13 protein-coding genes and 1 pseudogene are annotated in these 12,661 nt (G+C 71.2%); 7 read left to right on the top strand and 7 right to left on the bottom strand.

Annotation, left to right across the window (positions count from 1 at the left end; genetic code table 11):
• Window positions 1-37: 37 nt before the first annotated feature.
• The 3 genes from O7602_RS18595 to O7602_RS18585 all read right to left on the bottom strand — a co-directional run bounded on the left by O7602_RS18595 (window position 38) and on the right by O7602_RS18585 (window position 1,428).
• A complete protein-coding gene (locus O7602_RS18595) occupies window positions 38-451 on the bottom strand; it encodes a hypothetical protein (protein WP_281583906.1) in 414 nt (137 codons plus the stop codon).
• On the bottom strand, window positions 414-1,064 hold the full coding sequence (locus O7602_RS18590) for a DUF433 domain-containing protein (protein WP_281583905.1): 651 nt from the start codon (window positions 1,062-1,064) through the stop codon (window positions 414-416). The genes O7602_RS18595 and O7602_RS18590 overlap by 38 nt, the downstream gene beginning before the upstream one ends.
• Window positions 1,065-1,200: 136 nt before the next feature.
• Window positions 1,201-1,428, bottom strand: a complete 228-nt coding sequence (locus O7602_RS18585; RefSeq protein WP_281583904.1) for a winged helix-turn-helix domain-containing protein — start codon at window positions 1,426-1,428, stop codon at window positions 1,201-1,203.
• A 170-nt stretch (window positions 1,429-1,598) separates the two neighbouring features.
• On the opposite strand from O7602_RS18585, the gene O7602_RS18580 reads away from it, so the two are divergent.
• Both O7602_RS18580 and O7602_RS18575 read left to right on the top strand, forming a co-directional pair.
• On the top strand, window positions 1,599-1,757 hold the full coding sequence (locus tag O7602_RS18580; protein ID WP_281583903.1) for a hypothetical protein: 159 nt from the start codon (window positions 1,599-1,601) through the stop codon (window positions 1,755-1,757).
• Window positions 1,754-2,851 carry a helix-turn-helix transcriptional regulator gene (locus O7602_RS18575; protein WP_281583902.1) on the top strand — a complete coding sequence of 366 codons (1,098 nt, stop codon included), beginning with the start codon at window positions 1,754-1,756 and terminating at the stop codon, window positions 2,849-2,851. The genes O7602_RS18580 and O7602_RS18575 overlap by 4 nt, the downstream gene beginning before the upstream one ends.
• Before the next feature lie 145 nt (window positions 2,852-2,996).
• On the opposite strand, the pseudogene O7602_RS18570 reads toward O7602_RS18575, so the two are convergent.
• The 3 genes and pseudogenes from O7602_RS18570 to glgA all read right to left on the bottom strand — a co-directional run.
• Window positions 2,997-3,089, bottom strand: a pseudogene (locus tag O7602_RS18570) (methyltransferase domain-containing protein); the annotation flags it as partial.
• A 125-nt stretch (window positions 3,090-3,214) separates the two neighbouring features.
• On the bottom strand, window positions 3,215-3,769 hold the full coding sequence (locus O7602_RS18565; protein ID WP_281583901.1) for a Uma2 family endonuclease: 555 nt from the start codon (window positions 3,767-3,769) through the stop codon (window positions 3,215-3,217).
• A 79-nt stretch (window positions 3,770-3,848) separates the two neighbouring features.
• Complete coding sequence (gene glgA, locus O7602_RS18560; protein WP_281583900.1) at window positions 3,849-5,054, bottom strand: glycogen synthase; 1,206 nt, start codon at window positions 5,052-5,054, stop codon at window positions 3,849-3,851.
• A gap of 94 nt (window positions 5,055-5,148) precedes the next feature.
• On the opposite strand from glgA, the gene glgC reads away from it, so the two are divergent.
• The 5 genes from glgC to O7602_RS18535 all read left to right on the top strand — a co-directional run bounded on the left by glgC (window position 5,149) and on the right by O7602_RS18535 (window position 11,324).
• The gene (glgC, locus tag O7602_RS18555; RefSeq protein WP_281583899.1) at window positions 5,149-6,381 is read left to right on the top strand and encodes a glucose-1-phosphate adenylyltransferase; all 1,233 of its coding nucleotides are present in this window, start codon (window positions 5,149-5,151) and stop codon (window positions 6,379-6,381) included.
• 34 nt (window positions 6,382-6,415) lie between these two features.
• Entirely contained in the window at window positions 6,416-8,056 is a 1,641-nt protein-coding gene (gene pgm / locus O7602_RS18550; protein ID WP_281583898.1) for a phosphoglucomutase (alpha-D-glucose-1,6-bisphosphate-dependent), read from the top strand.
• Window positions 8,057-8,156: 100 nt separating this feature from the next.
• Window positions 8,157-9,611 (top strand): lipopolysaccharide biosynthesis protein, encoded by a 1,455-nt coding sequence (locus O7602_RS18545; protein WP_281583897.1) that lies wholly within the window; start codon window positions 8,157-8,159, stop codon window positions 9,609-9,611.
• 182 nt (window positions 9,612-9,793) lie between these two features.
• Window positions 9,794-10,264 (top strand): DapH/DapD/GlmU-related protein, encoded by a 471-nt coding sequence (locus O7602_RS18540; RefSeq protein ID WP_281583896.1) that lies wholly within the window; start codon window positions 9,794-9,796, stop codon window positions 10,262-10,264.
• 109 nt (window positions 10,265-10,373) lie between these two features.
• Window positions 10,374-11,324: an NAD-dependent epimerase/dehydratase family protein gene (locus O7602_RS18535; RefSeq protein ID WP_281583895.1), complete on the top strand. Its 951-nt coding sequence runs from the start codon at window positions 10,374-10,376 to the stop codon at window positions 11,322-11,324.
• 14 nt (window positions 11,325-11,338) lie between these two features.
• On the opposite strand, the gene O7602_RS18530 is transcribed toward O7602_RS18535, so the two are convergent.
• A complete protein-coding gene (locus O7602_RS18530) occupies window positions 11,339-12,604 on the bottom strand; it encodes a glycosyltransferase (protein ID WP_281583894.1) in 1,266 nt (421 codons plus the stop codon).
• Window positions 12,605-12,661 lie beyond the last annotated feature (57 nt).

Here is a 12,661-nt window from a genome sequence, read left to right as displayed (position 1 = left end):
GCACGGGAGGATTGGCGGAGAAGGCTTGACCAAAGGCTCACCGCTTGCGTCGGGGTGGCCCCTTCTCGTGGATGACGAAGAAGCCGGTACGCCGGTCAAGCACCGTCTGGTGGATGGCTCCGCGTTGGGCGTCGAAGCGATCAGCCCGCACCTGCACCGGTAGCTCGGAGCTGTCCAGGCAGTGAATGCACGCTTTGAACCGGCGGAGCAGAGTATGCACCTCGATCTGGGTGGAGATGCGCAGATCTTGGGTGAGGAGCGCCCAGCCTCGACTCAGGCCGTACTCGATCCAGTCCGGGTCGCTGACGTGCTGCGCATCGTCATGGAAGTGATCGCCGATGAGGTGGATGAGCCAGCCCCTGGTGATCAGGAGGCGCGGCGCGCCCTTGCCCAGACAACGATCGGCAAAGAACTCAGGCGGCGACCCGGACGAGCGCTTCGACCTGGTCAACGGTCAGACCGTACTCGTCGGCGACGACATCGAGTGGTTCTCCAGCTCTCCACATGCCCAGCACGGCGGAAACGGGGACCTTCGCGGTTTCGATGATCGGTGCGCCCCAGGCGAAACGCGGGTCGATCACCACCTCCGCGATCGCGGGATCGTATCGACGAAGGGTGAGCCTGGTGGGGAACTCGTCGTCGTCGGCCCAGGCAATGTAGCGGAGGTAGTCGTTGATGACCTGGCGCAGGGGCATCTGCCGGTCACCTGCGCGGGCCAGCTCGTCAGTGTCCAGATAGTGGATGAAGACGTCGACGCCGTCGGTCGCGATGCGCCGGCTCGCCAACCCGTACTCGGTGTCGAACTGCCGTCGGATGTCGGTCGCGGCGGCTCGGATCTTGTCCGTGGGGAGGCCGAGCTTGCGCAGTGAGCGCAGCACGTATGCCTCGACCAGAGCCACGAACGGCACCGAAGGGTGGCCTCGGCGTTGCGGCTTGATGCTGTGCACCAAGGGATGCCCGGCGGCGTTCTCGCTCAGCCAGCGGTGCATGGTGCGCTCCGGCACCTGGAGGTGCTCGGACGCCTCCAGCGGAGTCAGTAGCGGCACGGTGAATCGGTCGATCATGCCCTCACCTCCTCCTCGTCGAGGATCCCACACCGAGCGCAGGATCTGCGGCCCCGTCAGGCTAAACCGCGCCGCCGCTCGGCGTCGTGCTCGACACCGACGTGGCGGACGCGGTGCAGCCGGAGTCGCCGGGCCGCTAGGCGGGTGGCTGCGGCGCGACGAATGAGCCCTTGCCCTGGTGCGTGATGATCCAGCCCCGCTCGTCCAGGATCCGCAGGGCATATCGAACCGGCCAAGCACTCGACTGGTACTGCTCGCGCAGCTCGGCGATGGACGGCAGCTTGTCGCCGGGTTGCAGGGTGCCCGCACGGATCGAGGCCGTGACATCGGCGATGATCTGCTCATACAGCGGTGTCTGCGGCATGGTGGTGCCACCTCTCGTCAGCGACTCGATCTTCGCACTCGGAGTGACACGCCGTGCATGCTCTGTTGACTGTGCAGGCTATGCCTTCTAAGTTGAGGTGGTCGGGATGCTCTCGTCAGCAACGGAACTTCCCGATCTTCATATCCGGCTGCACCTTGACGGAGGCGTGGATGCGTGAGCGACCGTATGAGGGACGGATACCGGACGGTGACCGGGTGCCCGGGCCGCGCCCGCCCGAGCGCCCGGCGCTCACCCGGCGGCAGTACGCCTACGGCGTGACCGTGGCGTTGCTCGTACTCGGACTGCTTGTGCTCGGGTTGGTTCGGTGAACGAGCTGCCGGTGGGCCGGCGGGTCGCCCAGTGGCGGGTGCGCCGCAACCTGACGCAGCAGCAGTTCGCCGACCGCCTCGGCAAGTCCAAGAGCTGGGTGGACAAGGTCGAACGCGGAGTACGCCGGTTGGAGCGGGTATCGAACCTCCGCGAGATCGCCGACGCGCTCCGGATCGACCTGGACGTCCTGCTCCCGGAGCAGCCGCGCCGGTCGGCCCCGGCCCGGACCGACCTGGAGCGCCTGCGCGCCGCCCTCGCCCGCTACCACCTCCCGGCCGCCGCCGCGCCGAGCGACCCCGCGCGGTTGCGCGCCCGACTGGAGTATGCGGAGCAGAGCTACCGGCACGCCCGCTACCCGCCGTTGCTCGCGATCCTGCCCGACCTGCTCGACGACGCCCGCGCCGCCGACCCGGGCCCGGCGGCCGACGCGCTGCTGGTTCCGGTGTACGGGCTGGTCGCCCTGGTCCTGGTGAAGCTGGGCCGGGTGGAACTCGCCTGGCTGGCCGCCGACCGGTCGATCGCCGTCGCCCGCTCCGCCTCCGACGCGCGGCTCGTCGCCGTCGCCTCCGTACCGCTGGTTCAGGCCCTGCGATCGGCCGGCCGGTGGCGATCCGCGCTGGAGGCCGCACTCGTCGCCGCCGGCCGCGTCGGCGACCCCGGACTGCGCGGCGCGCTGCTCGCGCAGGCCGCGCTCGCCGCCGCCGGCCGTGGGGACGGGCCCGCCGCCCGCAAGCTGCTCGACCGGGCGGCGCAGGCCGGCGACGGGGCGGCGGTCGAGGCCGCGGGAGTGGTCGCCGAGGCGGCCCTCGGCGAGGTCAGGGCCGCGACGGTACGCCACGAGCGGCTGACCACCGGCGACGAGTGGCGGTGGTTGCCGGCCGAGCACCGCGCCGCGTACCTGCTGGACGTGGCCCGCATGCACGCCCGCGCCGGGGACGGACTCCGCGCGGGACGGGCGCTGCTGGAGGCCGAGCGCACCGCGCGCGGCGAGGTGCACGACCGGCCGGCGGCTCGGGATCTGGTCGCCGTGGTGGCGCGGTCGCCGGCCGCCCCGCCCGGCCTGACCAGCCTGGCCGCAGCGCTCCGCGTCTAGCCTGCCCGCCGCGCGACGAACCCGAACTCCCGGTCGGGACGGTCGGGTGCCGGCCGCACGTCGAGCACCCGGTGTTGAGCGCCAGCAGCGTTGTGGCCTCCCCGCGGATCCAGCAGACCCGGCCGGCTCTGTCCGTGGCCAGCGCGACGTCGAGAGACGCCTCGGCCTGGTCGACGCCGACGACCGTGTGGCAATGCCGGGTGAGTAGGGCGGCCAGCGACCCGGCCCCGCAGCCCACGTCGAGAACCGCGCGGGGTGCCCAGCCCGTCAAGTTGCCGGCTGCCCCCGAGATCTTGGAAGACTTCGGCCCCTCTGGGGGCCATTTGCTTCCAAGATCTGTCGTGGCGGCCAGACCGGGCAGGATCAGCCGAGGTCGTACTCGGCCGGGTCGGTGTTGAGGACCCAGGCGAGCGGCATGGTCGCCCGCACGTCGTAGCGCTCGCCGTCCAGCCGGTGCATGGCGACCGTCTGCGCCGGGTCCTGCTCCACGATCCAGTACTGCGGGATGCCGTCCGCAGCGTACTCGCTCCGCTTGGTGACCGTGTCGATGCCTTCGGACCCGGGCGAGACGATCTCGACGACGAGAAGGACGTCGGCCGTCGGCAGCCACACCCCGTCGGCCTGCGCCTTGCTCCAGACCACCAGATCCGGGATGCGTCCGCCGACACCGCCACGCCGGCCCGGAATGCGCAGCCCGACGGCCTGGGCGATGTGATCCGCCGGTACGCCGCCCTGGGCGAGCCAGAGCAGGAGCCGGGTCGCGACGACCGCATGGGCGTATCCCGGCGGCGGGAAGATCGAGAGCACTCCCTCAGGGCTGATCTCGTATCGATGGTGCTCGTCCGCGACCATCATGGCGGTCAGATCGTCGAGCGACACGGTCGGGGGCATCGATCTGCCAACCGCGTCCGCGCTCATCCCGGCACCGTACCGGCCTCGACACGGCCACGGCCCGGTCGACACCTGTTAAAAGAGGGCCCCGCCTCTACCGAATGCGTTAAGCGGGGGCCCCTCCTTGCACCGAGCGGTAGAGGGTGAGCGTCTGCTCGGCGATCGCCGACCACGAGAAGCGCTCCACCGCCCGCCGCCGGCCCGCGGCGCCGAACGCCGCGATCCGCGCCGGGTCGGCCAGCAGCTCGTTCATCCGGTCGGCCAGGTCGGCCACGAAGCGCTCCGGGTCCAGCGGCGTGCCGGAGCCGTCGCCGGCCTGCTCGATCGGCACCAGCAGCCCGGTCTCGCCGTCCGCGACCACCTCGGGGATGCCGCCGGTGGCGGTGGCCACCACTGCCGTCTCGCAGGCCATCGCCTCCAGGTTGACGATGCCCATCGGCTCGTAGACGGACGGGCAGACGAAGATCGTGGCGTGGGTGAGCACCTGGATCACCTCGTGCTTGGGCAGCATCGCCGCCACCCAGACCACGCCCGAGCGCTTCGCCCGCAGCTCGGCGGCCAACTCCTCGACCTCCGCGCCGATCTCCGGGGTGTCCGGCGCGCCCGCGAGCAGCACGAGCTGGGTGTCGGCGGGCAGCTCCCGGGCCGCCCGCAGCAGGTACGGCAGCCCCTTCTGCCGGGTGATCCGCCCGACGTAGACCACGCTGGGCCGGGCCGGGTCGATGCCGAGCCGGTCGAGCACGTCGGTGCCGGCGTCCGGGGCGTACTGCGCGGTGTCGATGCCGTTGTAGACCACCCGGACCCGGTCCGGGTTGACCCCCGGGTAGGCGGTGAGCACGTCCCGCCGCATGCCCTCGCTCACCGCGATGATCGCGTCGGCGGCCTCGAACGCGGTCCGCTCGCACCAGGAGGAGAGCGCGTACCCGCCGCCGAGCTGCTCGGCCTTCCACGGGCGCAGCGGCTCCAGGCTGTGCGCGGTCACCACGTGCGGCACCCCGTGCAGCAGCTTCGCGGTGTGTCCGGCCAGGTTCGCGTACCAGGTGTGGCTGTGCACCACGTCGGTGCCGGCGGCGCCGTCGGCCATCTCCAGGTCGACGCCCATGACGCGCAGCGCGGCGTTCGCGCCGGCCAGCCCGGCCGGTTCGGGGTACGCGGTCACGCCGGGCTCGTCGCGTGGCGCGCCGAAGCAGTGCACCCGCACCTCGGCGAGCCGGCGCAGCTCGCGGGCCAGGTATTCCACGTGCACCCCGGCGCCGCCGTAGACCTCCGGCGGGTATTCACGGGTGAGCAGGTCGACGCGCAACGGTGCCATGCCCGGCACCTTAGTGCAGTCCGCCGGATCTCACCGGGTGCGCAACTGCGCCGTCCGAGTGGTGAAGTCGCGGCGGGGTGGATAGCGTCTGACCATGGCTGCCAAGGTGCTCGCGATCGTCCTGGCCGGCGGGGAGGGCAAGCGCCTCATGCCCCTGACCACCGACCGGGCGAAGCCGGCCGTCCCCTTCGGCGGGATGTACCGCATGGTCGACTTCGTCCTCTCCAACCTGGCGAACGCCGGCTTTCTCAAGATCGTCGTGCTGACCCAGTACAAGTCCCACTCCCTGGACCGTCACATCACCAAGACCTGGCGGATGTCGACGCTCCTCGGCAACTACGTCACGCCCGTGCCGGCGCAGCAGCGCCGCGGCCCGTGGTGGTTCGCCGGCTCGGCCGACGCGATCTACCAGAGCTTCAACCTGATCAACGACGAGCAGCCGGACCATGTGATCGTCTTCGGCGCCGACCACATCTACCGGATGGACCCCCGGCAGATGGTGGAGGACCACATCGCCTCGGGCGCCGGGGTGACCGTGGCCGGGATCCGGCAGCCGCTGGGCATGGCCGACCAGTTCGGCGTGATCGAGGTCGGCGCCGACGGCAAGCAGATCCGGGCCTTCCGGGAGAAGCCCACCGACGCGGTGGGACTGCCCGACGCGCCCGACCAGATCTACGCCTCGATGGGCAACTACGTCTTCTCCACCAAGGCGCTCTGCGAGGCGGTCGAGCGCGACGCGGAGGACCGCACCAGCAAGCACGACATGGGTGGCAGCATCATCCCGATGCTCGTCGAGCGCGGCGAGGCGAACGTCTACGACTTCAAGGACAACGAGGTGCCGGGCAGCACCGACCGGGACCGCGGCTACTGGCGTGACGTGGGGACGCTCGACTCGTTCTACGACGCCCACATGGACCTGATCAACGTGCACCCGGTGTTCAACCTCTACAACTTCGACTGGCCGATCTACACCGAGCAGCCGCCGTACCCGCCGGCCAAGTTCGTGCACGCCTGGGGCGAGCGGGTCGGCCGGGCGGTCAGCTCGATGGTCTCGCCCGGCTCGGTGATCTCCGGCTCGCTGGTGGAGAACTCGATCGTCTCGCCCAAGGTCAAGGTGCACTCCTGGGCGCACGTCGACGGCGCCGTCCTGATGGAGGGTGTCGAGATCGGCCGGCACGCGGTCGTCCGGCGGGCGATCCTGGACAAGAACGTCTCCGTCCCGGAGGGCGCCGAGATCGGCGTCGACCTGGAGCGGGACCGCCAGCGCTACACCGTCTCCGACAACGGCGTCGTCGTCATCGGCAAGGGTCAGCGCATCGAGCCCTGACCGGCCCCACCCATCCATCGAGGAGGACCCCGCAGTGGCCCACCCCCGCGCCGGACAGCCCGCCGAGCCCGCCGACCTGGTCGACGTGCCCCGGCTGGTCACCGCCTACTACGCCGAGCACCCGGACCCGAGCGACCCGGCGCAGCAGGTCTCCTTCGGCACCTCCGGGCACCGCGGGTCGAGCCTGCGCAACGCGTTCAACGAAGATCACATCCTGGCCGTCACCCAGGCGCTCTGCGACTACCGGCGGGAGCAGGGCCTCGACGGCCCGCTGTTCCTCGCCCGGGACACCCACGCGCTCTCCGCGCCGGCCGAGGTCAGCGCACTGGAGGTGCTGGCCGCCAACGACGTCACCGTGCTGCGGGACAGCCGCGACGGCTACACCCCGACCCCCGCGGCGTCGCACGCCATCCTCACCCACAACCGGGGCCGCACCTCGGGGCTCGCCGACGGCATCGTGATCACCCCGTCGCACAACCCGCCGTCCGACGGCGGATTCAAGTACAACCCCACCAACGGCGGCCCCGCCGACACCGACGTCACGAAGTGGATCCAGGACCGCGCGAACGCGATCCTCGCCGCCGGGCTCAAGGAGGTGAAGCGCATCCCGTACGCGCGGGCCCGCGCCGCCGACACCACCGGGGAGTACGACTTCCTCGCCCACTACGTCGACGACCTGCCCGCCGCGCTCGACATCGACGCGATCCGGGACGCCGGGGTGCGCATCGGCGCCGACCCGATGGGCGGGGCGAGCGTGGCCTACTGGGGGGAGATCGCCGAGCGGCACCGCCTCGACCTCACGGTGATCAACCCGGAGGTGGACCCGACCTGGCGGTTCATGACCCTGGACGGCGACGGCAAGATCCGGATGGACTGCTCCTCGCCGAACGCGATGGCCTCGCTGATCGCCGCCCGCGACAAGTACCAGGTCTCCACCGGCAACGACGCCGACGCCGACCGGCACGGCATCGTCACGCCCGACGCCGGGCTGATGAACCCCAACCACTACCTGGCGGTGGCGATCGGCCACCTGTTCCGTACCCGGGACCGGTGGAGCCCGACCGCGGCGGTGGGCAAGACGCTCGTCTCCTCCTCGATGATCGACCGGGTCGCGGCCGACCTGGGCCGGACGCTGCTGGAGGTGCCGGTCGGCTTCAAGTGGTTCGTGCCCGGCCTGCTCGACGGCTCGGTCGGCTTCGGTGGCGAGGAGAGCGCCGGGGCGTCCTTCCTGCGCCGCGACGGCAGCACCTGGACCACCGACAAGGACGGCATCCTGCTCTGCCTGCTCGCCGCCGAGATCATCGCGGTGACCGGGCGCACCCCCAGCGAGCACTGGGCCGAGCTGGCCGACCGGTTCGGCGCGCCGGCCTACGCGCGGATCGACGCACCGGCCGGGCGGGAGGAGAAGGCGGTCCTGGCGAAGCTGTCGCCGGAGCAGGTCACCGCGACCGAGCTGGCCGGCGAGCCGATCACCGCGGTCCTGACCGCCGCGCCGGGTAACGGCGCCGCGATCGGCGGGCTGAAGGTGACCACCGAGTCGGGCTGGTTCGCCGCCCGCCCGTCGGGCACCGAGGACGTCTACAAGATCTACGCCGAGTCGTTCCAGGGTCCGGAGCACCTCGCCCGGATCCAGGAGGAGGCCAAGTCGCTGGTCGACGGCGTGCTCGGCGCGTAACCGGCTCCGACGTCCGCTCGTTGGAGCGGATGTCGAGCCCGCGCCGGCGTCGTCGCCGGAGGACAGCGGGCCACGGGCGGCGTCAGGAGGGGACCGGCGGATGACTCCGCGACGCCTCCTTGCCCCGCCTGCGGCCGTACCCTCGTCGCCGCCGCCGGGAGCGGTGGAGGCCGACCGGGCGCGTACCCGGCGGATGATCTCCGGGATCGCCACCGCCGCCCTCAGCCGGGGTGCCGGCGTGGTGGTGCCACTGGTCATGGTGCCGGCCGCGTTGGCCTACGTCGGCAGCGAACGCTACGGCCTGTGGATGGCCGTCACCGCGCTCACCGGCATGGCGGCCTTCGCCGACCTCGGGTTGGGCAACGGCCTGATGACGAAGCTGGCCCCGTGCTACACGAGCGGTGACGCCGCGCGGGCCCGGGGATACATCGCCAGCGCCTACCTGGTGCTCACCGGAATCGCGGCGGTCGCCACGCTCACGCTCTGGTTGGCGGCCGGTTCGATCCACTGGGATTCGCTGTTCAACACCGATGGCGCGGTGGGCCGGTCGGAGGCCGGGATCGTCGCGGTGACCTGCCTGACGTTCTTCGTCGTCAACATCCCACTGAGCCTGGTGAACCGGGTGCAGTACGCGTACCAGCAGGTCGGCCGCAGCAACATCTGGCAGGGGGTGGGGGCGGCGCTGGGCCTGCCGCTGGCCCTCGGCGCCATCGGGGCGGGCCTGCCGCCGGCCGTGGTGATCGGCGGGGCAGTGGCCGGTCCGGTGCTGGGCAACGTCGCGAACACGGCCTGGACCTTCGGCCGCCGGATGCCGGAGTTGGCGCCGTGGCGCGGGCGGATCGACAGGCAGGTCACTCGCGAGTTGCTGCGGCTCGGCGGGTTGTTCTTCGCGCTCACCGTGGTGATGTCGCTGGCCATGAACGCCGACCCGCTGATCGTCGCGCACCGGCTGGGGTTGGCGAGCGTCACCGACTACTCCGTGCCGGCCCGCCTGTTCGCGCAGGTCGCGATGGTCGTGACGATCGTCAATGTGCCGTTGTGGACGATCAACGGGGATGCGCTCGCCGCCGGTCGGCTGGACTGGGTACGCCGCACCGCTCGCCGGATGACGCTGGTCTCGGTGGTCAGCGCACTGGTGCCCAGTGTGCTGCTTGTCGTCGCGGGGGAGCGCGCCTTCGCGATGTGGCTGGGGCAGCCGCTGGGCGGCACCCGCTGGCTGCTCGTCGGGCTCGCAACCTGGGTCGTGCTGCTCGCGGCGATCTCGCCTCGCTTCATGGTGCAGAACGCGGCGGGCGTCCTGGCGCCCCAACTGGGCGGCTGGTTGCTATACCTGATCGTCTCGATGCCGGCGAAGTGGTACGGGGTGCGCTGGTACGGCATCGAGGCCGTGCCGTTCGCCGCGGTCGGCTGCTATCTGGTGACCGTGCTGCCGGCCGCCCTCTACGGCTACCGCTTGGCACTGCGCCGGCAGGGCGGGGCCGCAGCCGGTCACCGGACGGGCGGACCGTCGTTTCTCCCAGGGGACGGAGTAGCCGTGCGAGGTGGAGCGCCATAATGTTGAGCGGACCAGTGCGTTCGACGGCCCGGTTGGTGGACCGCATCATCACCGCCGGGAACCGGGCCCGTCGACTGATCCGGCGGTTGGCTGTCCTCGACCGGTTCGCCGCGCACGGTGGTGGTTTCGTCTTCGACCCGGACGGGGTCTACACATACGAGACCATCGAGGTTGGCCGCAACGTGGACCTCGGCCACCGTCCGGTGATCATGGCGGCGCGGTCACGCATCCGGATCGGTGACAACGTCATGTTCGGTCCCGAGGTCACCATCCGCGGTGGCAACCACCGGATCGACTGCGTGGGCGTGCCGATGAAGAACATCGCCAAGGGACCGGGCGACGAGCACCTCGATCGCGGCGTCGTGATCGGTGACGACGTATGGGTCGGGACCCGGGCGATCATCCTGCATGGGGTGACCATCGGGCGGGGTGCGGTGATCGGCGCCGGAGCGGTGGTGTCCCGGTCGGTCCCCCCGTACGCGATCGTGGCCGGCGCGCCAGCGCGGGTGATCCGTCTCCGTTGGCCGATCGACACGATTCTCGCGCACGAGCGCGCGCTCTATCCGCCGGAGCGACGACTAACCCCGGCCGAACTGGCGCCACTGGCCGATGTCGTCGTGCCCCGAGTCGCGCGCCCGATCGGCACCCCCTGACCCCCCACGCTCCAGACAGTTGACCTTTTTGGGGTAATTGACAGTATCCGCGACGATTGCCGCCTCCGGTCGTTGGGCTGGTGTACCGACCCTGCTCAGGAGGCTGCTCGTGCGACTGCTCATCACCGGAGGAGCGGGATTCATCGGCTCCAACCTCGCCCGCCTCGCGGTCGGCGATCCGGCCGTCGCGGATCTCCGGATCCTGGACGACCTCGCGACCGGCACGATGAGCAATCTGGACGGGCTCGACGTACGAGTTGTTCCCGGGTCGATCCTGGACGATCAGGTGCTCGACGACGCCGTCCGCGGATGTGACGCGATCGTTCACCTCGCGGCGCTGCCCAGCGTGCCACGGTCGTTGCGGGATCCGGTGAGCTCCCACCACGCGAACGCCACCGGCACCCTTCGAGTGTTGGAGGCGGCGCGACATCATGGCGTGGGTCACGTGGTGGTGGCCTCGTCGTCCTCCGTCTACGGCGCCAACCCGACGCTGCCGAAGCCCGAACTGACCTGGACCGGCCCGCTGAGTCCGTACGCGGTGAGCAAGTTGGCGACCGAGGCGTACGCCATCGCCCACCAGGTTTCCTACGGTCTGCCCACGCTGGCGTTCCGCTTCTTCAACGTGTATGGACCCCGACAACGGCACGACCACGCCTACGCGGCGGTGGTGCCGCGTTTCGTCCACGCGGCCCTGCGCGACGAGCCGATCGAGATCTACGGCGACGGACGGCAGTCCCGCGACTTCACCCACGTCCGGGGTGTCTGCGCGATTCTGTTGGACGCGGTGCGGCGTCGGGTGTCGCATCCGCACCCGGTCAACCTCGCGTTCGGCGTCCGGGTGGACCTGCTGACGGTCGTGGCCGAGCTGGAGCAGATCGTCGGGCGGCGGATCGTCCGCCGGCACCAGGCCCCACGGGCCGGCGACGTGCGGCACTCCGAGGCGGACAACCGGGTCCTGCGGGAGCTTTTTCCGCAGGTGCGTCCCGTTCCGCTCAAGGAGGGGTTGCGGGAGACGGCGGAGTGGTTCCAGACCAATGTCGTCAAGCAGCCGTTGGGCTGATGCCCCGGATGCGGTCAGCTCCGGCTCAGCCGGCGATCGACCGGCGGCGCGTCGACCGACTGTGCCGGGTCCCCGATCACGAACGAACTCACCGCCGGCCGCCAGCGCCGGTAGTCGAAGTCGTCGGCGCGCCGCCGCGCGGCGGCGCTCATTCGCTGCCAGCCGGGGTCGTCGAGCTGGAGCGCGCGCTCGAGGCCGGCTCGGACGTCACCGGCCTCGCAGCCGCCGAGAACGATGCCCTCATCGCCGTCGACGACGTGGCGCGCGAGGTCGCTCGTGTGGTTGAGCAGGACCGGGCATCCGGCGGCGAGGCTCTCCGGCACCTTGGAGGGGAACCCGAACTGGGCGTAGCCCGCCGGCGGGCGGACCAGGACGGAGAAGTGTGAGCGGCTCAGCTCGGCCAGCACGTCGTCCCGGGACACCCGGCCGAGAAACGTGATCCCGTCGCCGATCTCGTCGAGGTGTTCCGCGGTGAGGTCGCTGGTCCGGACGGCTGTCGCCCTGGTCATGCCGGCGATCACCAGGTGGATCCGGGCACGTGGGCCAGGTGGCAGCGACAGGATGCCGGCGATGACGACGCCAAGCTGGTCCTTCTTGGTCGGCGAGCCCGCGTAGAGCAGTCGTAGCCCGCTGTCGAGGGACGCCGGGCGTGGCTCGGCGAACGCGGTGACGTCGATCTGTGGTGGCACGACGAGGGTCGCCCGGCCGGCCCGGACGAAATGCCGCTCCAGGGCGTGCGTGATGGCGATCACCCGATCCGCCAGGCGGCCAGCCAGGAAGAACGCCCACCGGTGCCGCAGGAAGCCCGGCCCCAGGCGACCGCCGGCGAACTGTGCCGGATCGTGGCGTTCCGTCACGTCGACGGTGATCGGGCAGCGCAGGCCGGCCCGCAGCACGGCCCAGGTGGCCAGGTCCCACAGGCCCAGCGGGAGGTGGACGGCGTCGACGTGGCGGGGCGAGATTCCGGCCGCCCGGAGCGCCCGAAGCATCCGCCGGGACCGGGTGCGCCGCCGCCACCAACGCCGCCAGCGGCCGCCACCGGTAGGTAGGAGGTTGATCAGGCGGACGTCTGCCGGCAGATCGGGCGTGGTGGGCGGCAGCGTCCCGTCCGGTGGCCAGTCGTTGACCACCACGGTCGTGCCGCCGACAGGGGTGGCTGATCGAGCCAGTTGGAGCAGCCGGTTCGACGGCGCGTCGCCATGCGGGAAACGGTAGGCGGCCAGAGCCACCGCGGTGCGGCCCGTCTCGCCGCTCTGGTCCGCGTCGAGGAAAGTCCGCACCGGTCCCGATTTGCGGCCAGACCTAGTGTCCACATTCATCACCGATCATCCGTAAAG

The organism is Micromonospora sp. WMMD1128, from assembly GCF_027497235.1.
GTDB lineage: Bacteria > Actinomycetota > Actinomycetes > Mycobacteriales > Micromonosporaceae > Micromonospora.
The sequence above is the reverse complement of the archived record's forward strand: the minus strand, read 5'-3'. Positions and strand labels throughout refer to the sequence as shown.